Here is a 21,351-nt window from a genome sequence, read left to right on the forward strand (position 1 = left end):
GCACGAACCCCGCGCCGGCGGGGTAGGCGCGCTGTTCTTCTGGTGACAGGACGTCCCCAACGGGTGGGGGAGCGGGGCGCGGTCGGACTCTGCGCTGGCCTGTCGGCCTGCCCGTGGTTCACCTCCGGAAACCCCGGCTGCCGATAACGATCAGTGACGAAGCGCCACTGCTTGATCGTGTCCGTGCAACTGGGCGCCTGTTCAGGCAATCATCGACACGATCGCGATGCGTGCGGACGGCAACACCGGGTCCGTCCCTCGAATCCGACCGTTACGGCAGTACGAAGAAGGGCCGCTGATGCGGGCGTAACCCCAGGAGGCCGCCTTCTCTTCTGTTGCCAGAGCGGAGTGCGTCAGCCTGACCGGTGGAGGGCTGGGGGGCCAACGCGGCCCGACGCCACCCATCCGCGCCGGAGGCATGCCGCTTCAACGAGCCGGGTTCCAGTGCCGGAACAGCTGTTGCACCTCCGCGTGCCAGCGGACCGCCCCGTCGACCCAGCCGGCACCCGGCTGCCCGGTGGTGGCATTGACAACCAGCGCGGGCAAGGACGGCTCTCCGGCAGCGATGCACTCCTCGGCGACCTGGGCCAGAACGTGGCGCATCTGATTCCGGAGATCGATGCCGGCCATACCAATGGCTTGCCCCAGCTCGCCGTAGGTGAGCAGCGACCTTCGCATAGCGGCGATGATCAGCGCTGCACGTGCCATGAGGATCCACTGCTGCCGTTGCTCGCTAACCATGCCCGCCAGCGTGACACCTGCACACGTCTTGTTCGACCTTCGAACAGCCCACCATCGAGGACCGTACGGGCAGTACGAAGATCGCCCTCCCGCAGCAGCCAGCTCCCTTTTCGGTGGCTATCTTGCTCCTGACCTCGCTTGCACCTGCGTGGGAACGGGGCTGTGCGCGCTCATGGTTCGCTCGGACCGCAACTGGTTGATGGCCTCCTTCGTGTATCTCCTCACCAGCTCTGCCAGTTGAGCGTCGTCGAGCGACTCGAGGCTGACCACGACCGCGAGTCGCCGGAGTCTGCGGGCGGTGATCCGCAGGATGTCGGTCCGTGCGGTGCCGGCCTCCCTGGCGGTGGTCAGGTGAGCGTGGGCGATGGCACGGGCGACGCGTGGATGCGCACCGAGCGTGGGACGTTCCAGGATCGCGACGGCTTCGTCTTCGTAGAGTTGGGCTCCGAGGTCCTCGCCGAGGCTGTGGATGCGGGCCCACAGGCGTCGGAATACGTTGCGGGGGCGGCCGATGATGCGTTCGTATCCGGGCCGGCGTAGCGGGTTGGGCCATCGCCAGAGCGCGACATCCGGCAGGAGGACCAGGCTGAGGAACGACCAGACCTCCTCGCTCGCCGCATCGGCAGGCACGATGGTCATCTGCCGGTACAGGGCCGGCGCCAGCAGCCGGTCGAAGGCCGTGCCGCTCGTCTTGCTCAACGGTGCCGGCCAGTGTGCTTCGGTGGCGATGGCGCGGACGGTCTGTTGCAGGGCCCGCAGTTCGTCCTCCGCTACGCGGTAGGGGGCAGTCGGGTACCAGGTGGTGCGGGGGTCGGCGGTGGCCGACAGTCGCCGCAGTTCGACAAGGTCCCGGCCGGTGTGGCGGGTCAGCAGTTGCTCCGCGATGTGTGCAGGCAACCGCGGGTAGACGTGCAGCCGGCTCACGCGAGGACCCGGTCCAGGCCTTGGATGACCGCCTCCAGCTCGCCCGGGTCACTGCGGTGTTGACTGCGTAGGTCAGAGAGTGACCGGTCGGGGAAGTACCGGCATATCAGGTTGATGAACAACTCTCCCAGTGTGCCTTCGCCGTGGTCGTGGTCGTCCTGGAGGTCCTCGCACCGCAGTGCCGTCTGGATGAGCTGACGGACGACATCGTGCCGGAGCATGTCGGCGAGGGTCCGGGAGGTCTCCGCGTCCGGATTGTTGAGCATCGTGGTGATCGCGGGGTGGTCCGTGTTCAGGTACAGCCGAATGCTGCCGGTGTCGGAGCCGTCGAGGTCCGTGGTGCAGGACAGGTACCACAGCGAGCGGCGTCCCTCGGCCAGCCCGCTGTCGGCGAAGCTCGTGGCCACGACGGGGAACCGGCTGCCGCTGCCTTCCAAGGTGAAGCGCCGTCGGGCCTGCCAGAGGATGGCGCCGGGCAGGGTGGCGGCGAGCGGCGAGATCGGTGCAGGATCAGCGGCGGCCAGGACCATCCGGGCGGTGACGGTGAGGTTCCCGCCGATCTCGGTTCCCGGGATCACGACGATCAGCTGGTTCCCGCCGTCGACGAGTCTGGCCGGAGGGGAGTTGTCGCGGCGGTTGGTGCTGCTGCTGTGCCAGGTGACGAAACAGGCCACGGCGGCGTCGGATGACAGGCCGCAGTCCTGCAGCACGCCGGGCAGGTCGACGTGCAGAGGCCAGGTCGCGGTGAGGTCGGTGAAGTAGTCCCAGTCCGGTACCGGCTGACCTTCCGCAACGGGTGTGCCCTGCGGAGAGGCGACCGTCACGGTCCCGGACTGGATCCGCTCCTCGGCAGGGGTCAGGTAACCGGCGCTGATGGGGGCGCTCACCTCGGTCCCACCTCCTCCTGGCTCACCCGGACGGTGACGGCGGCATCAGCCGGTTGTGTGAGCGTGACGGTCCAGTGTTCCGACGTCTCGGCGGTCAGGGTCAGGCATGGCCCTGGCGTGAGTATTCCGCTGTCCCGGTCACGCCAGTGCAGGACGTCGACGGGGGTGGTCCCGTCGGCCGGCTCGGGTGCGCCGTCCGCCACCGCGACCAGGGGTTCGGCAGTGAGGGTCAGCGGTGCGCCGGGATTTCCGGTGAGGTCGATGTCGAACTCGACCGCGCGGGAACCGTCGGCCAACAGGGCCGGCCGGGGCCGGGGATGGAAACTCAGGGTCAGACCCCGCGTGGAGCGCGGTCTCCGGCCCTGCCGCGGGGCCCCCTGCTGCTGGCCGTTGCCTCCGGTACCGGATGTCGGCGTGCCGGCGGGTGGTGCCGGTGCTCCCGATGCACTCGACGGCGGGTGGGGCACCGCGTTGGCCGGCCCGACGGGGATGCGGGAGTCGGTGCCACCGGCCTGGGTGTCGAGCAGTGCGCCGAGGACGTTCGCCAGTCGTGACACCCCTGTCACGGCCTCCGTGGTCGGTGCGGTCGCGTTTCCCGCCCGGCGCTCCTTGAAGATCCGGTCGATGCGCTGGAGGGCCTGGCTGACCGGGTTACGGGCGTAGCGCTGCCGTTGTGCCAGCCGCGGCTGCCACCTGTCGTGTGTCGGAGGTTCGGCGCGGGCGAAATCCTCATCGAGTTCGGGGTCGGCGATGAACACGCCGCTGATGGCGTACCCGAACGGGTCCGCAGCGACGGTGCGGTACTCGACGACGAGGCCGGGTCTGCGCAGGAGAGCGATCTCAGCGGGTGGTCGGGCGTGGTTACCTGAGACGCCTGCCCGGTAGGTCCGCCATGCCAGGACGCCGAGACGTTGCTCGGGACGGCTGCCGACGATCTCCTGGACCGTCCAGGGCCAGGGGTGTTCTTCTGTTGCGCCCCGGAACACGGCGCGGCAGTACCGGTGCGCCTCGACGAAGTACCGCAGTCGCGCATCGGTGCCCGGGTCCGGAAGATCGATCCGGGAGCCGTCGGATGTGAACTGCAACCTGAGGCCGGGACCGTGGTCCCCCTGCGCGACGACGTTGGCCCACGCATACCTGGTCGCGGTGTCGGCCATCACGGCGATCACCTCGGCCAGGCGCTCCTGTTCGGTGCGGGGAGCGATGACCATGATGGAGGTGCCGGTGCTGTCCTCGGGCAGGCGTGTCAGTCCGAGTGCCCGGGCCATCCGCTCCGCCGTCGGGCCGGTGACGGGCTCCACACCGACGGCGTTGTCGGGGACCCCCCACCAGTGGCGTCCGGTGTACTGACGTCGCTGGGCCCGGTAGGGGTCGGTGAGGGACATGCCGATCAGCCGGCACTGGACACCCGTGCTGGTTCTGACCCGGGTGAACATCACCACCGTGCCGATGCTGCTCGCCTCGAACAGGACGGCCTTGCCGTAGCCGTAGGTTCCCCCCGCGAATCCCTTGTCGGGGTGCCGTCCGACGTTGCGGACGAGGTCGACGAAATCCCGGGTGTCGTCCTCGCCCACCCGGTCGGCCCGGGTGGGCCCGCCGAGTCCGCGTGTCCCGGTGTCGGTGACCGTCAGGACCCTGAGGTCCGGTGCGTCCAGGTCGGCCCCGGGAAGGAGAAGGCGCAGGCTCTGCAGTTGCGCTGCGGTCAGGCGCCAACCGTCGATGCAGAAGTGGACGGGTCGGTCCCCGGTGGCGGCGTCCCAGCTGTTCTGCAGCGTCTCGCGCAGGAACAGCTCCCAGAAGTCCATGGAGTACGTGCCGAGGGTCCGACGCACTGACCGCGCGTCTATCCCTCCGGAGGCGGGGAGAGGCTCGGCGTACCTGACGAGGCGTGTCATGGCTGGTCCAGCAGCGCGGCGGCTGCGGCGGAGGGGTCGATGAGGTGATGATCGAGGGCTGACAGGTCGATGCTGTAGGTCAGTCGGACCAGGTGTTGCTGCAGTGGTGCGTCGAGCTGCGCTGACGTCACCCGGGGAAATCCGGGGGTGTTGACGTGGTATGCGGCGGCGCGTTTCACCCGGTGTCTGTCGCGGCGGTAGGTATCGGCGTCGTCGCTGCGGTAACCGACCGCATCCAGGGCGTCCAGCAGGACACGCCGGTCGATCCCGGTGGCGAGGAGCCGGTCGACGGCGTCGGGCACGCTGTCACCGGTACTGTCGCGTTCGAACTGTTCGACGTACAGGTAGAGATCGGTGCCGGGGCGTTCCTCCAGTTGACCGGCCCCGTGCACGTCAACGACCAGGCGGTCGCGGTGCGTGGTGGCCTTGACTTCGACGGCGGCGGTGGCGGAGGTGAAGTCCGTGCGCGCGCTGCGGGGACCCGTCCACAGGTCCAGGGGCCGCGCGCCCCCGCGCCCGCCGATCAGTTCGAGGAAGTGCAGTTCGGCGAGCAGGCCGATCAGCGCCTCCGGTCCGAGTGCCGGACCCGGTGCCGGATAGAGCAGTTCACGCCACCGGTGCAGGACCTCCAGGCAGACCCGCCCCGGGTCGCCGGGGCGGCGCTGCAACTGTTGGCACAGGTCATCGGAGAATGCCGCGAAGATGTCGTTGAGCTCAGGCAGGTCGCACACCACGTCGGCGTACCGCCGCGAGTGACGGGAGTCGTCCTCCAGTCCCCGGGTGGTGACGGTGACGCCACGGCTGGTGGTGTCCTGAACGGTGGGGTGACGGTCGGTCAACGGGATGAGCAGGTGCCGGCGTCCCGCGGCGTCGATACCGACGGCGACCGGCCCGGCGGCCACTTCGACCGGGCTGTCCAGCACGCGCATCTGCCGTGGCGGGTCGGTCGCTTCCAGACGGCGGAACATCTCCTCGGCGCCGCCTGTCATGATGCGGCACCGTCGGTCACGGCTTCGCCGGCGCGTTCGTCGGCGGCGTCGATCTCGTCGATGTCGACGATCTCGAGCTCCTCGTCGACCGGGGCGAGGCCGGACAGGTCGACCGCGACGTAGTCACGGTCCTCCGGTCCGCGGGCCTCGGGGAAGAACAGGCCGATCCCGAGGATGTCCTCCACCGCCGCGAGGTCGGTTCTCGGATAGCCGCGGGTGCCGCTGCTGCGCTCGACGGTGGAGTTCCTGCTGACCGGGTAGAGACACAGGAGTCCGGTGCCTCCCAGTTGCCCGTCGCGCAGCTCCCGTAGCCTGCGGTCGGTCGGGTCACCGTCGATCATGTCGCTGATTCTGATGGAGGCGGGCAGGTCGGCGACGCGGTCCATGGTGGACACCAACGCCTTGATGTCGGCGTAGTCCGCCGGCACCGTGAGCCGGCTGCGGTTGATCCGGTGGTACTTGCGCCCCGCCAGTTCCATCGTGCCGAGGCGGTCGCTGCCCTGCTCGATGACGACGACGTTCCAGGTGCGCAGGGCGTCGTAGTCGTTCTGCTTGGCGATGTACTCGCACAGGGCCTCCGGGCGGAGGCTGGGGCTGCGCTCGTGGAAGCGGTAGTCGCGCAGGAAGGCCATCACCCGTGCGGCCGGCACGCCGGTCAGTGCGGTGCGTCCGGCCCGCACCGGGGTTTCCCGGACCCCGGGCAGGTTACGGGCGGCGGTGAGGAGGCGGTCGGCGGCGTTGATGTTGTGCCGTAGCCAGTCCTGGTCGCGGTGGTGGAATTTGATGGTCTGCATGACCTGGGAGCCGTAGCTGTAGCGCACCGTGACGCCCCCGCGCATCTTGGCGGCCGAGGTCACCGCCATGGCCGGGTGTTTGCGGATCATCACCGCCAACTGCCGCGGCGTCTTGTGTTCGGTCTCGTAGCGGCGGATCTGCTGCCGGATCTCGGCCTCGACGGTCGCCAGGTCCACGAACCACGCGGCGAGGTCACCCGTCATCCAGATCCGGGGCAGGTCCTCGTAGCCGTGTCTGTAGCCGAACCAACGACCCATCTGCAGCAGGGTGTCGTAGGCGGAGGCCGCCCGGACGAAGTAACTGCACACCAGGCCGACGAGGGTCAACCCGCGGGAGAGGGTGTTACCCCCGATGGCGATGGCGGTGACCGGCTCCTCGCCGTAGCTGAGTCGCACGTCGGACTGGTAGTTGTCGACCACCACGCCCACGTCGGCCATGACGCCGGGGATCTGGTCGCAGACCTGCGGCCACGGCACGGGTGAGAGTCCGAGGTCGGTGGCGGGCACCCGGGTCGTCTCCTGCTCCCACTGGTGCCGGAACCGCTCCCGCACCGCAGGGGTCGACCAGCCGCTGCGCAGAGTCCCCAGGTACGCCTGGACGACCTCGGCGGTCCGCTGGTGCGCGGGGGCGCGCATGGAGGTGTGGATCAACATGGTCGAGTCGGCCGGCGCCCCGTCACGGCAGCGGCGGGCGGCGGTGGCCAGGATGAACCAGCGGATGGCGTCGCCGAGGCTGTCGGTGACGGTGGGCCTCCAGTCGCCGAAGCCGGCACGGGCACCGGGTGGCCGTACCTGGGCGATCTCGCCGTCCGGAACCGTCCGCACGACATCCAGGCCCCGGTCGACCGGCCCGGTCTCGTAGGTGAGCAGGTCACGTCCGAAGATCCGTTCGGCGCCGAAGTAGTCGTCGGAACGGGGCAGGTCGACGATGAAGTCGGCGGGGTAGAGATCGTCGGGCACGCTCGGATCGATGAGCAGGTTCGCGAACGGCGTCGCCGTGTAGGCGACGTAGGCGACCTTCGGTTTGCTCAGGATGCGACGGATCAGGGAGTTGATGGTCGACTGCCGGCCCCTGTTGCCCACGTCGATGCTCGCCTGGTCGGCCTCGTCATCGATGACGAGGATGGGGCAGTCCTGCAGGATGGTGCCGGCGGCCTCGAGGAAACGCGCCAGCTTCCGCAGCCGGTACGGGTTCTTCTTGACCACGGCGAGGAGCCGCTGATCGGGGTTGCTCAGCAGGTTCGCCGCATTGCGGGACTGTCTGTCGTCGAAGTCGGTCTCACCGTCGGTCAGCAGGTGCCAACGGCCGCGGTCGTCGCCGACGAGGATCTGTTCCAGTCGCTGCTGCGTCTGGGAGCGCAGGTTGTCGGTGATGCCGGAGAGCACCACGACGAACCGGTAGCGGGCGTCACACAGCTTCGCCGCCACGGACATGAAGTTGGTCGTCTTGCCGCTCTGGACATGTCCGAGGACCAGGCCGCGGCTGCTGAACAGCTCCGTCCCGGGCGGCGGGATAAAAGAGACGATCTTGCTTGAGGCGTCGTTGATCCGTCTGATCGGCTCGTCGTCGAGACCCGTGCCCTCCAGACGGCGGCGCACCGCCGGCCAGAAGACGTCGTCGGACCGGGGGATGTACCACGGCTCGAGCTGTGCCGCGGGGTCGGTCAGGGAACGGGGCTCGTGCAGGTCCCGGGGACGTCCGGCCCGGGACTGGTACTCCGTGATCGCGGCCTCGAGGATGTCGGCCGGAACGAACCTGCCCAGCTGACGACGGATCGCCGCGATCGTGCTGTTGCCGTACACGGCACTGGCGATCTGTTCGACCAGGTCGTTGAGGTCCTCGTCGCTGATCCGGTGCATCCGTGCCCTTCCGTCATGGCGCCGATGGGTGGGTCTCCGTGAGCGTGAGACAGCCATCAGAACGATGTTCGGTAACCACGTATACAGCATGGGTGGCGCAAGTCACCGTCCGTCAGGACCGTCCGGTTGTCCGGTCGGCCGGGTCGGTGAGGCCGGAGCGATGGGACATCACGCCGGACGTGGGTGCCGGGCCCTTCGGCCCCGGTGACGGACCCGCTGCGACGCCGGCGTCCCCGCCGGGGCGTGCTGGGCTGCGGCCGCCGTCACCGGTAACGTTCGTGCACGTGACCGACCGCGCCGATGCCGAACCCACCGCACCCGATCCCACCGCCCGTCGCGGTAAGTACCAGGTCAGACTGGTGCGTGGACCCTTCGTGCAGCTGGCGCCCCATGCCGACGCCGTCACCGACGGCGAGCACCTGCTGCGGTACGCCCAGGAAGCCCGCAAGGACGGGTTCCGGTTGGCGGCCGATCTGTTCAGCGGGGCGGGCGGTCTGAGTCTCGGGATGCAGAACGCCGGCTACCGGGTCATCCTCGCGGTGGACCACTACCCGGAAGCGGTCGAGACCCACCGGCACCACCACGGTGGTCTGAGCGTGGACTGGGACCTGGGTGACCCGGCCCGCATCCGGGAGGTCGCCGACCTCGTGCGCCTGGCGGGCGTCGAGCTGCTCGCCGGCGGGCCCCCGTGTCAGCCGTTTTCCAAGGCCGGCCGGTCGATGATCCGCCACAAGGTGCGCCACGGTCTGCGGGATCCGTACGACGAGCGGCGTGACCTCTGGCGGTCGTTCCTTGAGGTCATCCGGCTGGCCCGGCCGCCGGCGGTGCTGATGGAGAACGTGACGGACATGGCACTGGACAAGGAGATGTTCATACTCCGGACGATGGTGCACGAGCTGGAATCCCTCGGCTACGCGGTGGAGGAGAAGGCGGTCGACACCTTCCGGTACGGCGTCCCGCAGTTCCGTCAACGGCTCATCCTGGTCGGCCTCCGCGACGGCCTCGCGTTCGACTGGCCGGAGGAACAGCCCGAGCGGGTCACCGTGTGGAACGCGATCGGCGACCTGCCGGAGGTTGAGGGCGGCTGGCGCCCGGAAGGGGGAGCGGAGGGTTGGACCCCCTACGAGGCTCCCGTGACAGGTTTCCAGCAGCGTATGCGCGCGGGGATGCCGGAACCGGATGCGCACCGGGTTTTCGACCACATCACCCGCCCGGTGCGGGAGGACGACCTGCGGGCGTTCGAGATGATGGGCCCGACGACCCGGTATTCGGACCTACCGGATGACGTCAAGCGGTACCGCGACGACATCTTCGACGACAAGTACAAGCGTCTGGACGAGAACGACCTGTCGCGCACCATCACGGCGCACATCGCCAAGGACGGCTACTGGTACATCCACCCGCGGCAGAACCGCACGATCACCGTGCGGGAGGCAGCCCGGTTGCAGACCTTCCCCGACTGGTTCCGTTTCGCCGGTCCGCCGTCGGCCGCGTTCAAACAGATCGGCAACGCGGTACCCCCGTTGCTCGGTGAGCACCTGTCCCGGGCTGCGCGACGGGCGCTCGACAATCCCCGTCCGGCACATGTGTCGACGCGGGAGGTCGCCTCGACGCTCGCGGGCTGGTTCGCCTCGGGTCAGGTCAGCGGCATTCCGTGGCTGCGCGCGGAGACACGGTGGCAGGTCCTGCAGGCGGAGATCCTTCTCGATCGCGCCCACCCGGATGTGATGCGCCAGGTCTGGGTCCTGCTGCGGACGTGGCGCCAGCCGCAGGACACGGTGGCGGCGGAGGAGAACCTGCGCCGCACCGGCGGGTTCATCTCCCGGGCGAACCGGGCCGGAACGGTGGTGGAGCTCGCCCGGCAACTCGCTGATGATCCCCGGGTACTGCGCGACGACGACGCGTTGCGGCGGGTGCCCGGTCTCCACGAGTCCATTGCCGACCTGGCGGTGCTGGTCGTTCCCGCGGGCACCGAGGACGAGTCGGAAGAGCCCGTTCTCGTCACCAAGGGTGTGTTGCGGGTGGCCGCCCGGTTCAGCGGTCATCCCGTCGACCGGCGTAACCGCCTCACGGACGGCCGGCTGGAGGTCGCCCGGATGATCGGTATCGACAGCGACGCCCGCGCCGCCCACCTGGGCCTGATCGAACTCGCGAACACGCTCTGCCGCCCGGCGGAGCCGTTGTGCCAGGAATGTCCGTTGGTCAAGAAGTGCGCGGGGGCGCGTATCGACCGCCCTCAGCTGTTCTGACCGCGTCGGTCCCGGTCAGCGGTCCAGTCCGAGCAGCTGCGCCACCTCCGGCGACTGGGCGCGCAGAGTCTCCTCGATGCGTTCCCACGCCACCCACTGATCTGCCTGCATGGCGGCCATCCGCAGAGCGAGGCCGGCGGTGGCGGCCGCGTGGGTGGCGGCACGCACCTCAGGTGACGCGTTGACGTCCGCCGGTACGGGCCGTGCCGAACCCCGCGGTGTCCTGCGGTAGGCGTCGTTGGCCAGGACACACAGTTCATTGACCGGCGCCTCGAGGATCTGGCGCAACTGGGCCGGCAGACTGACGCGCATCTTGGCGACATTGATGTTGAATGCGGTGTCGAGGTCGTTGTCGAAATCCAGCGCTGCCCTGGCCAGCTTCGTGTGCTCGTCGATACCGCGGATCCCACCCCATCCGCCCCACTGCACCAGCCGGTTGGCCCGGTACACGTACAGACCCTGCTGCCGGTTCCAGTTCAGCGGACCCGAGTGCCGTTCGAATTCCGCGGCTGAGGTGAAACGGTCACGCGGCGGCAGAACGAACCGTCGGAGCTGAACCAGCCCCACACCGCCGGCCATCTCGATCTCGAACTGCTGCCGGGGCAGCTCAGAGGTGTGCGGCTCCTGCGGAGCGAACGGGTTCCAGGGGCGCAGTTTCTGCCCGTTCACCGACATCACCAGTGGTGTGAGTCCATCGGATCCTTCCAGGAAACGGTGGAAAACCATGCTGAGATGGTCCGATGTCCGCGCCGCCAGGGTCTCCAGACGCCGTCGGGCCCAGCCGCCCGACGGGCGCTTCTCCGGCAGTACGCGATCGAGCGCCTGCCAGACGACCACGGTGCCGGTCCCTTCGGCCAGCCCCTGCCGGGCGCTGCGGACCACCGGATCCTGCGGGGACGGGTCCACCACGACCCACTGGTCCCATTCCTCCACAAGGTCGAGGTCCAGCTGCCGGGCGCTCATTCGTGCCACCGACCGGCTGCTGCGGCTGATCACGGTGAGCATCCGGCACTGGGACAGTGACGCGGTCTTGAGGCCGAGACCGTAGCGACCCAGTTCACCGCGCCGGTACGAACGCCTTGTGCCGAACCGCAGAGCCTCTGTCAGCTGGCCGGCCGACATGCCGTCACCGTCGTCGGCGATCACGACGCGGGAGTCCTCCCCGTCGAACTCGACGGTCACGTCGATGCGGGTGGCCCCTGCCGCGACGCTGTTGTCGACGATGTCCGCGACCGCGGTCGGGAACTCATAACCGATATCCCGCAGCGATCCGGTCAGCCGTGCGGCTGAGGGCGCCACGTCGTACCACGCTCTACCCGGCATGGGCACCTCCGCTCACGTCGTCCGTGAGGACCAGGATGCCACACCCACCCTGCCTCACGTGACCGGCCATGCTGTGGCGTCCGATCGGCACCGTGCCCGCCAGAGTTGTTCGACGATTTCCGCCACTGCCACGGGTTCTTCGTGTTCCCAGACGTGCAGCACCGTCCAGCCGAGTGCTGCCAATGCCTCGTCCTTCTCACGGTCACGCTGCACGTTACGGTGCAGTTTCTCCCGCCACCACGTGGCGTTGTTCTTCGGCAGTACCGCGTGCTGGGGGCACAGGTGCCAGAAACAGCCGTCGACGAAGACCGCCAGTCGTGCCCGTGTGAAAGCGATGTCGGGTCGGCCGGGAAGTCCGGGATGGTTCACCCTGAACCGTAGCCCTCGTCGGTGCAGTTCCCGTCGCAGCGACATTTCAGGTTTCGTCCGCGTCCGCGGCATCCGGCTCATCTGCGCCGACACGGTGGCGTTGAGAGCGGTGGGGCGTCGCGTCATCGCCGACAACGTACCCCAACCCGCGCCGCCGGTCGGCGGCAGTTCACTGCTGGAGGGGGCCTTCGGGGCCATGTCGCCGACCCTGACGGTTCGCCCTACGCAGATTTACGATATTGCGTCGGCTTTGTTCGGTTTCTCCCGCCGGGAAGGGTGGTCGCGGTGGACAGTGCCGACCCGTCGGCCTCCGACAGATCGTCGGACGGGACGCACGTCGGTGCTGTTCGGCCCACACGGGTCGGCGTCGTGGACGGGCGCCGCCCCCGACATCCGCGCAACCCGGACATCAGTGCACGAGATCATCGTCCCTCGACGGTTCGCCGCCCAGACGTGCCGTCATCCGCTCGCGGAGCTGCGGCAGTGCCTTCTTCTCCAGCTGACGGACGCGTTCGCGGGTGATCCCGAGCCGCTGTCCGATCTCCTCGAGAGTCATGGGCACGCCGGTGCCGACGCCGGCCCGCAAGGTCAGGATCGCCGCCGAGCGCACGGGGAGATCAGCCAGTGAGGCGCGGAGAATAGTCAACGTCTCCTGACGCAACGTCACCACATCGGGTCTCAGAGTGCCGTCGGCCGCGGTCACAAAATCGGCCAGCGCCGCGTTGCCGTCCCCGATGAGCAGATCCAACGACACCACCCCGGCATGCAGTCTCAGGCATTCGAGTACCGTCCCCGGGTCCAAGCCGAGCTCGTGACAGATTTCCGACACGGGCGCCGTGCCGGACCGGGTCAACAGCCGGTTCCGGCTCGCCACCACCCGACGTACCTGATCCCACTTGTGCACCGGGAGACGGATCAACCGGCTCTCATTGGCGACCGCCCTCGTCACAGCCTGACGGATCCACCAGACCGCGTAGGTGGAGAACTTCAGACCACGGGTGGGATCGAACCGTTCGACCGCCCGCATCAGGCCGACGACGCCATGCTGGTCCAGGTCCTCACTCTCCAGCCCGTGTCCCAGGTGACTACCGGCAACGGACATCACGAGCCGCCGGTTGTGCAGCACCATCGCGTCGAAGGCCCGCGCCCGCTCGTCCGAGACGTCGAGACCTGCGCGGAAGCCGTGCGGGACCTGTTCGTGCGGCCTGTACTGATCCCCGCGCAGCAGGAGCGCCAGGCCGACCTCCTCGGACGCCGTCAGCACCCGGTTCCAGGGCCGCGACGAGACCCTGTCCCTGCGCAGCAGCCTCCGGGCGTCGGCGATCGAACCCTCCGCCCGGGCAGGGTCGATGACGCCGGCCGGCCCGCGACCGTCACGCCCGTCGTCTTCCGGCGCGGCGACGACGACCACACCCCGCGCGACCATCCCCTCGACGACCTGCTGCCGCACCGCCACGTGGGTGTCCCCGGCCAGCTCGAGAACACTGTCGATCTCCCAGTCACCGACCGTTCCGTCACGGACATGCGCCATTAGCAGCTGCACACACAGTTGGACAACCTCTGGGTCGGCTGAAGACGTCACGCACACCATTGTGGACCCCGGCAACCACGGAGAGGTACGACGCGAAGCCCCGTCATCGTGCACAATCCAGCGGGTGCAGATGGTTCCTGACCCGATCTCCCCGTTGATGAAGAGTGCCGCCGAGGCCGAGATCTACCGACGTCTCAAACTCGTGGATGCCGGATGGAGCTTCGCTCTGCACAGCCTCAATCTGCCTGCACACATCTGGAAGCGCGTCAGCGAGATCGATTTCGTCCTGGCCGGACGGCGCGGTGTGTACGTGATCGAGGTCAAGGGCGGCTACGTCGGCTGTACCAACGGTGTCTGGACCTACCGCGACCGCACCGGTCAGGAACGCCGGCGCAAGGAGAGTCCCTTCGCGCAGGCGACCAGCGCCATGTTCACCCTGCAGCGCCGCCTCGAGGAGCGCCTCGGCCGCGACACGATGCGCAACATCCCCGTCGGCTTCGCCGTCGTCTTCCCGGACTGCCAGCTACCCGAGCAGACCTCGGTCGAGTGGGACGAGGAGACCCTGATCGACCGCAGACAACTCGACCGCACCGATGGACTGCAACGCAGTCTGGGTCGCATGGCGGACTACTGGCGGGCCAAGCCCGGAGGGCGTCAGGCCACGCTCGACGAACCACTCCTACGGGAGATTCTGCAGGCCCTGCGGCCCGACTTCGACGCCGTCCCCACCCTGCGCCAGATCGTCACGGATGCGGAAGCCGACCTCGTCGCCCTCACCGCGGGCCAGTACCGCACGCTCGATCAGTGGGCCACCAACCCGCGGCTCCTCGTGGAGGGCGGGGCCGGCACGGGCAAGACGATGCTCGCGGCCGAACTGGCCCGCAGATCCGCCGCGAGCGGCAAGCGGACCCTGTTCACCTGCCGCAGCCAGGTGGTCGCCGGGTTCATCCGGCACCAACCCGGAATGCAGGACGTGCATGTCGTCCCCCTCGCCAATCTCATGGCCGGCAACGACACCCACTTCGACGTCATCGTGGTCGACGAGGCGCAGGACATGGTCAACTTCACCGACCTGTCGTGCCTGGACAACCGGCTTGTAGGCGGCCTCAGTGACGGCAGTTGGTACCTGCTGCTCGACAGCAACAACCAACGTGGGCTGGTCGGCTCCTGCGACGACGAGGCCCTGGACTATCTGAGGTCCCTCCGGCCGGCCAACCTGGTGTTGCAGGACAACTGCCGCAACACCCGACAGATCGTGACGTCGACCCAGCAGATGACCGGGGCGGACACCGGTGTCTCCTCGGCCGGCGAAGGGCCCGACGTGACAGTGGTCGACGAGCCCGACCGCTCCCGCCGGGCCGCGGCAGCCGCCGCCGAGCTCGACCGGCTTCACGACAACGGAATTCCGAACACGGACATCATCCTGTTGTCCCCGTTGCCCCTGCAGGAGTCCCTGTTCGCGGACCTGCCGGCCCGCTGGCGGCACCGCATCGACGTACTGGATCTGCACACGCTACGACGACCTGCCAGGGGCCGGATCGCCTTCGCGAAGGTCGAGGACTTCAAGGGCCTCGAGAGCCGGTTCATCCTCCTGGGCGACGTCGGCCCGGCCGATCCCGGCCGGATCCGCAACCTCTACGTGGGAATGACACGCGCGAGGGTCGGACTCTGGATGGCCACCGGAGGACAGATCCACCAGCAGGAGGACGACCGGTGACCACCACACCCGCACCCAGCGGATCCGACGACCGCAACCTCGTCCTCGACTACCTCCGCCGGCAACTCGTCGGCCCCTGGGCCGGGGAGGACGAGGTCCTCACCGAGCGACCCGACCGCCGGTACCTGGCCGGCATCCTGTTCCCCGGCGAGGCGTCCCTCGACGCGAACGACGACGACATCGTCGACGACGCGCCGGCTGCCGGATCCACCGACGAGACAGACAGCGACGAGGACCCGGTGGCCCTCGCCGGACAACTGCTGCCGAGCTCGGTCGGACTGAGCTTCGTCACCAGCACACGGTCAGCCCTGCGGATCGAGGTGACAGCCGCACGCTACGTCCGCGAGGACCGGCAGAAGTGGCGACGTCAGCCTCTGACCGCCACCGGCAGCGCCGCCCTGTATGCCGAGCCCCCGACAGCTGGCCTTCAGACCACACACGACCTGTTCGACGGCGACGCCTCCGTGGCCATCGTCTGGCGGGAGTTCGGCGACGGCGTCCTGGTCACCGTCTCCCTCGTCAACCAACGGAAACTGTCGGAGCACGGGAGGTTGGATCCGTCCGACTGCCTGCTGCAGGTGACACTGCGGTGCAGCCCGGTCGAGGGTGGCATCGCCCCGTACCCGTCGACGCTGCGACTCCATTCCGACCCCGAGGAAGAGGAACTCGCGCTCCTCTACCGGAAGATCCCCGTCTTCGCCCTCGGCCACGGCACCGCCGCGAGCTGGCAGGCGGCGGGTGACAGTGCCACGTCGGTGCAGACGACCTTCCTACCCAGCCACGTCGTTCCCGACGTCGCCTTCGAACTGCCGGGCGACCAGGAGGCACTGAGCCTGAACTACCTCACCGGGCTCGAACAGGACCCGGCAGGAGTCATCAGCAGGCTGCACGCCTTCGTCGACAGCTACGACCAGTGGGCGCAGAAGACCCGCACCCGCCGCAACGACATGGCAGAACCCCTCATGGCGGCGGCCGACCGGCTCCTGCAACGCGTCGACCGCGCCCGTGCCCGGATGCGCGAAGGTGTGCACCTGCTCGAACAGGACCCCACCGCCCGGCGCGCCTTCGTCCTGGCGAACAGGGCCATGCTGATGCAGATGATCCGAAGCGGGCCCCGGTTCGCCGGCACCGGTCGTGCCTGGACCGACCGCCTCCCCGCCGCGCCCGACTACGACGACCCGGACCGTCGCTGGCGACCCTTCCAACTGGCGTTCGTCCTCCTGTCCCTGCCCTCCATCGTCGACACGGAGCACGACGACCGCGATCTCGTCGACCTGATCTGGTTCCCCACCGGTGGCGGGAAGACCGAGGCGTACCTCGGTCTGGTGGCCTTCACCGTCTTCCACCGACGACTGACCCTCGGCGACGCCGGCGCCGGGACCACCGTCATCACCCGCTACACCCTGCGTCTACTGACCGCCCAACAGTTCCAGCGGGCGGCCACCCTGATCTGCGCCTGCGAACTCATCCGACAGCAGCGCCCGGAGGAACTGGGAACGCGGGCGGTCTCCATCGGCATCTGGGTCGGCGGCAACAACAGCCCCAACAACTTCGCCGACGCCGTCGACCTGCTCCAGACGATCCGCAACCATGAACCGACGACCAAGAGCTTCCAGGTCGAACGATGTCCCTGGTGCGGCACCCACATCCTCCCGACCGGCAACGCACCGGACGACGCCTGGGGAGTGCACGCGGACAACAACAGCTTCCGGATCAACTGCCCCAACGTTGACTGCGACTTCCACACCTCCCTGCCGGTCTCGTCCGTCGACGACGCGCTCTACACCGACCCGCCGACACTGCTCGTCGCCACCGTGGACAAATTCGCCCGGTTCACCCGCGAACCGCGCGCGGGAGTGTTCATCGGCACCGGCGCCGACCCCGGTCCCGCGCTGATCATCCAGGACGAGTTCCACCTCATCTCCGGGCCGCTCGGCACCATCGTCGGGCTCTACGAGGCTGCCTTCGACGTGGCGATGGCGCACCACGGCACCCGTCCGAAGATCGTCGCCTCCACCGCCACCATCCGTCGCGCCGATGCCCAGTCCCGCGGTGTCTTCGGACGTCCCATCGCCCTCTTCCCGCCCTCCGGCCTCGACGCCGAGGACTCCTACTTCGTCCGAACGGACCCCGGCCGACCCGGCCGCCTCTACGCCGGAGTCATGCCGCAGGGACACACACCTCTCACCGCGATGGTCCACCTCTCCGCGGCAATGCTCAACGCCCCCGTCGAGCTGCCGCTCGGACCGAAAGCCGCCGACGCCTACTGGACCCTGATCGCCTACCACAACAGTCTGCGGGAACTCGGCAAGACCGTCACCCTGGCGCACGACGACATCCCCGCCCGTCTGGGCGTCATCGCGGCCGCTGAGGACGACCGACGCGACCTTGACGACGCCGAAATCATGGAACTGACCAGCAACATCCCGCCGGCGGACATCCCCCGGCACCTCCAGCGGCTGTTCAACGAGCGTGGGCAGCCCGGTGCCGTGTCGTTCGTGCCCAGCACGAACATGATCTCCGTCGGTGTCGACGTCCCCCGACTGGGCATCATGCTGGTCGTCGGCCAGCCGAAAACCACCGCCGAGTACATCCAGGCCACAAGCCGGGTCGGGCGTCGCCAACCCGGGCTGGTAGTAACGCTCTACTCGCCGTCCAAACCCCGCGACCGCTCGCACTACGAGTCGTTCATCCCGTACCACACCTCCCTCTACCGGGTTGTCGAACCCACCTCCGTGACACCGTTCTCGGTGCCGGCACGCACCCGCGCGCTGCACGCGGGACTGGTCATCCTCGCCCGTCACGTACACACCTGGCGTGACGACCGCGCCGCCGCCGCGTTCGACCCGAAGGATCCCGCCTGGCGCAGCCTCGTGGAGGAGTTCATCGCCCGCGCCCGCGCAGCGGATCCGGACGAGGCCGCCAACGTCGCCCGGCACATCGAACAACTCGAGGAACACTGGGCGGGGCTCGTCGACCGCGCCCATCCGCTCGGAGGCCTCACCTATACCGGGGGAGGACGCGAACGCATCCAGCTGCTGAGGAAGTTCGACATGCCCGGACCGGGATGGCCGACACTGGACTCGATGCGCAACGTCGACACCGATGCCCGCGTGCTGGTGCGGGGTGAGGGACAGTGATGGACCGTCGGCTACGACGCATGCAGGCCCTCTCCCCGTTCGGCGTCGGCGCGATCGTGGACATGCTCGGTGAATCCTTCGTCGCCGAGGACGTCACGCGGTGGAAGGGACGGCGGATGACCCTGGCCGCCCCGCGCATCGCAGCCCACTTCGGTGCCGAGGAACTACGCCTGCCCCCGGCGCCCCGCGACGGCAGGCTGCCCTACTACCGGTTCCCGCAGTGGTTGTTCTGCGGCACCTGCCGCACGATGACCCGCTGGAGCGTCGGCCAGGAACAGCCAGGCAGGATCCCCCGCTGCCAGCACTGCGGCCGCAGCCCTCAGCTCGTGCCGATGAGGTTCGTCGCGGTCTGCGGCAACGGCCACCTCGACGACGTGCCCTGGATACAGTGGGCCCACTCCGGGGGCGGGCAGGGACGTGAGCAACGCCAGTGCGGACGCGCCGAGCTGCAGTTCGAGCACCTGACGACGGTGGGTGGCGGACTGGAATCACTCCGGGTCCGGTGCCGGACCTGCCGGGCCGGCAGGAACCTCGCTGACCTCACGTCGCCCCACGCACTCGGTCGCATCAACATCCGCTGCCGGGGGCGGCAGCCCTGGCAGCGTGACACCGAGGCGGTGAGCTGCGATCAGGCGCCCGTGGTCCTGCAACGGGGTGCATCGAGCGTCTACTTCCCCGACACCGGGTCCGCAATCGACCTTCCCCCCGACTCCGACTGGGTCACCTGGGGCGGTACGGCTGCACGGGTCGAACAGAACCCGTACTTCGCACTACTCCACACGGACCCCGAGGGCCCGATGCGGGAGCAGCTGATCAGATTCATCGCCGAGCAGGAGAACGTCAACGAGAGACAGGTCATCGCCATCCTGAACGACCGCCTCGGCACCACGGGCGCCGACGCCGGTTCCGAAGGCTCCGAGGACCTGGCCGAGCGCGAATGGCAGGCACTGACCAACCCGCGCGCAGGACACCATCCGGACGACCGGTTCATCACCCGGCACACGCCCTTCCCGGCATCCACGGGCCACGGCCGGTTGGATCCGGTCGTCGACCGGATGAGAACGGCCATCTCCGACATCGTCCTGGTCGACCGCCTACGCGAGGTCCGGGTCCTGCGTGGCTTCCGTCGCCACACCATGGACACCCGCATCCCCGCCGACCTGGGAACCCGCAGCACCTCCCTACCGGCGGTAGAGGTATACGGCGAGGGAATCTTCCTCGTCTTCGACGAGGACAACCTCCGACGGTGGGAACTGCAGGCTCCCGTGGTGCGACGTGCGGCCACGCTCCACAAACGGTTCGCCGGCAGCATGCACGCCAGATGGATCGAGAGCAGCCCCACGCCGCGTCTGGTCCTGCTGCACACCATCGCCCACCTCCTGATGCGCCAACTGGCCTTCGACGCCGGCTACCCCTCCTCGTCACTGCGCGAACGCATCTATGCCAGCACACCGGACTCCGACACCCCGATGGCCGGGGTACTGATCTACACCGCCGCCGGCGATTCCGAAGGCACCCTCGGCGGCCTCGCCCGCTCCGGCGAGGCGGGACGGCTCGTCACGACCATCGCCGCCACTCTCGCCGCCGCCCGATGGTGCTCCCTCGACCCGGTGTGCCGAGAGTCGAAATCCCAGGGCCCTTCCGGCCTGTCGATGGCCGCCTGCCACGCCTGCACGTTGGTCTCCGAAACGAGCTGCACGATGGGCAATGTCCTGCTGGACCGGACTTTCGTGATCGACGACGAGTACGGCTTCATGCGTGACCCTCTCGCCGAGCTCATCGCCGTGCAGGCGGGCACGACGTGACACTGCTGCTGCCTCCGCTGATCGAGCTCAGTTCTGCCCAACGGGAGGTCCTCGCGCTGCCGTTCGAGGAATCCCACCTCGTCACTGGAAGCCCGGGAGCAGGTAAGACGATCACTGCGATCTACCGGGCGGCGGCCCTGCACCGGTCGGGCAGACCGACTGTGATGCTGACGCACAGCAAAGTGCTGTCCGCTTATACGCGTGCCGCAGTTGCGCAGATCGGAGCGGCTGATGTCGCGACGACCTACCACAAATGGCTGCACGCCTTCTGGCAGAAGCACTACCGGCGGAGTCCGCCGAAGCTTGATCGGTACGATTTCGACTGGATAGCCTGTCTGACAAAGATCATCAGCGATCCACCGGCCCTGGAACAACGGCCGTACCTCGTCGTCGACGAGGGTCAGGACATGCCGGCCGACTTCTACCTCGCCATAGGCGCCGTGTCCTCGTCCGTGACCGTGTTCGCCGACGAGAACCAACGCATCGGCCCCCGTCAGAGCACTGTGCGGGAGATCGCTGCGGCGGCAAGAACCAACCGACCCGTGGCACTTCCACGCACCATGCGTAACAGCCGCCCGATCCGTGGTCTCGCCGACTATTTTCGCCCTGGCGGCGGCATTACGGACGCACTGCCGGACGGTCCCGCCCCTCGCCTGATCAGAGCGCAGCACAAGGCCGACGTGGCCGAGCATCTGCTTCTACATGAGAAGCAGCACCCGAACGAAACGATCGGGGTGATCCTTCATCGCAGCAGGGACCTGTTCTACTACCATCACCAGCTCGATCACCGCACCGTCAACCCCTTGCAGGGTTATGTCAGCGGCCGGAGCGCCGGGATCCTCTCAGATCCCCTTTTCAGTGGACCCGGACTCAAGCTGATCTCTTGGCAGAGCGTGAAGGGCCTGGAATTCGACTCGGTGTTCGTCCCCGAACTCCAGACTGTGCCCGGCGACATCGCCAGTGACACTATGCGGATGAGCTTGTACGTACTCGTCACACGGGCACGGCGATGCCTGACCCTGATGTACTCGGGAACGGGCGAGCCGGCACTCGTGGGCGCGCTGCCGAAGGACCTGCTCGACCTGTCGCAATACACGCCTTGAAATCTGGTGGGCACGGGCCGCCTG

14 protein-coding genes are annotated in these 21,351 nt (G+C 68.4%); 5 read left to right on the plus strand and 9 right to left on the minus strand.

What is annotated here, in order from left to right; genetic code table 11:
- Positions 1–426 precede the first annotated feature (426 nt).
- From FB453_RS31015 to FB453_RS31040, 6 genes are all read right to left on the minus strand, one after another.
- Entirely contained in the window at positions 427–741 is a 315-nt protein-coding gene (locus tag FB453_RS31015) for a hypothetical protein (protein ID WP_145795945.1), read from the minus strand.
- Positions 742–858: 117 nt separating this feature from the next.
- The gene (locus FB453_RS31020; RefSeq protein ID WP_145795947.1) at positions 859–1,665 is read right to left on the minus strand and encodes a DUF6339 family protein; all 807 of its coding nucleotides are present in this window, start codon (positions 1,663–1,665) and stop codon (positions 859–861) included.
- Complete coding sequence (locus FB453_RS31025; protein WP_145795949.1) at positions 1,662–2,552, minus strand: hypothetical protein; 891 nt, start codon at positions 2,550–2,552, stop codon at positions 1,662–1,664. Before FB453_RS31025 ends, FB453_RS31020 begins: the two co-directional genes overlap by 4 nt.
- A complete protein-coding gene (locus FB453_RS31030) occupies positions 2,549–4,384 on the minus strand; it encodes a hypothetical protein (RefSeq protein ID WP_145795953.1) in 1,836 nt (611 codons plus the stop codon). Before FB453_RS31030 ends, FB453_RS31025 begins: the two co-directional genes overlap by 4 nt.
- A gap of 59 nt (positions 4,385–4,443) precedes the next feature.
- A complete protein-coding gene (locus FB453_RS31035; RefSeq protein WP_145795956.1) occupies positions 4,444–5,436 on the minus strand; it encodes a PD-(D/E)XK motif protein in 993 nt (330 codons plus the stop codon).
- Positions 5,433–8,090 carry a Z1 domain-containing protein gene (locus FB453_RS31040; protein ID WP_145795958.1) on the minus strand — a complete coding sequence of 886 codons (2,658 nt, stop codon included), beginning with the start codon at positions 8,088–8,090 and terminating at the stop codon, positions 5,433–5,435. The genes FB453_RS31035 and FB453_RS31040 overlap by 4 nt, the downstream gene beginning before the upstream one ends.
- Before the next feature lie 38 nt (positions 8,091–8,128).
- Here FB453_RS31040 and FB453_RS31045 point away from each other — a divergent pair, with 38 nt between their 5' ends.
- Positions 8,129–10,339: a DNA cytosine methyltransferase gene (locus tag FB453_RS31045; RefSeq protein ID WP_486480537.1), complete on the plus strand. Its 2,211-nt coding sequence runs from the start codon at positions 8,129–8,131 to the stop codon at positions 10,337–10,339.
- Positions 10,340–10,354: 15 nt separating this feature from the next.
- Here the strand turns inward: FB453_RS31045 and FB453_RS31050 are convergent, their stop codons facing one another.
- The 3 genes from FB453_RS31050 to FB453_RS31060 all read right to left on the minus strand — a co-directional run bounded on the left by FB453_RS31050 (position 10,355) and on the right by FB453_RS31060 (position 13,487).
- Entirely contained in the window at positions 10,355–11,662 is a 1,308-nt protein-coding gene (locus FB453_RS31050) for an ATP-binding protein (protein WP_145795961.1), read from the minus strand.
- Between the two features lie 54 nt (positions 11,663–11,716).
- Entirely contained in the window at positions 11,717–12,157 is a 441-nt protein-coding gene (locus FB453_RS31055; RefSeq protein WP_145795963.1) for a very short patch repair endonuclease, read from the minus strand.
- A gap of 283 nt (positions 12,158–12,440) precedes the next feature.
- A complete protein-coding gene (locus FB453_RS31060) occupies positions 12,441–13,487 on the minus strand; it encodes a sigma-70 family RNA polymerase sigma factor (RefSeq protein WP_186718669.1) in 1,047 nt (348 codons plus the stop codon).
- A 205-nt stretch (positions 13,488–13,692) separates the two neighbouring features.
- On the opposite strand from FB453_RS31060, the gene FB453_RS31065 reads away from it, so the two are divergent.
- The 4 genes from FB453_RS31065 to FB453_RS31080 are packed head-to-tail and all read left to right on the plus strand — an operon-like array spanning position 13,693 to position 21,327.
- Positions 13,693–15,279: an NERD domain-containing protein/DEAD/DEAH box helicase gene (locus FB453_RS31065; protein ID WP_486480552.1), complete on the plus strand. Its 1,587-nt coding sequence runs from the start codon at positions 13,693–13,695 to the stop codon at positions 15,277–15,279.
- Entirely contained in the window at positions 15,276–18,419 is a 3,144-nt protein-coding gene (locus FB453_RS31070) for a helicase C-terminal domain-containing protein (RefSeq protein ID WP_145795970.1), read from the plus strand. Before FB453_RS31065 ends, FB453_RS31070 begins: the two co-directional genes overlap by 4 nt.
- A 20-nt stretch (positions 18,420–18,439) precedes the next feature.
- Positions 18,440–20,224, plus strand: a complete 1,785-nt coding sequence (drmB, locus tag FB453_RS31075; protein WP_222431444.1) for a DUF1998 domain-containing protein — start codon at positions 18,440–18,442, stop codon at positions 20,222–20,224.
- A complete protein-coding gene (locus tag FB453_RS31080) occupies positions 20,221–21,327 on the plus strand; it encodes an AAA family ATPase (RefSeq protein ID WP_145795975.1) in 1,107 nt (368 codons plus the stop codon). The genes drmB and FB453_RS31080 overlap by 4 nt, the downstream gene beginning before the upstream one ends.
- Positions 21,328–21,351: the final 24 nt, after the last annotated feature.

This window comes from Micromonospora sp. CNZ322 (genome assembly GCF_007827755.1).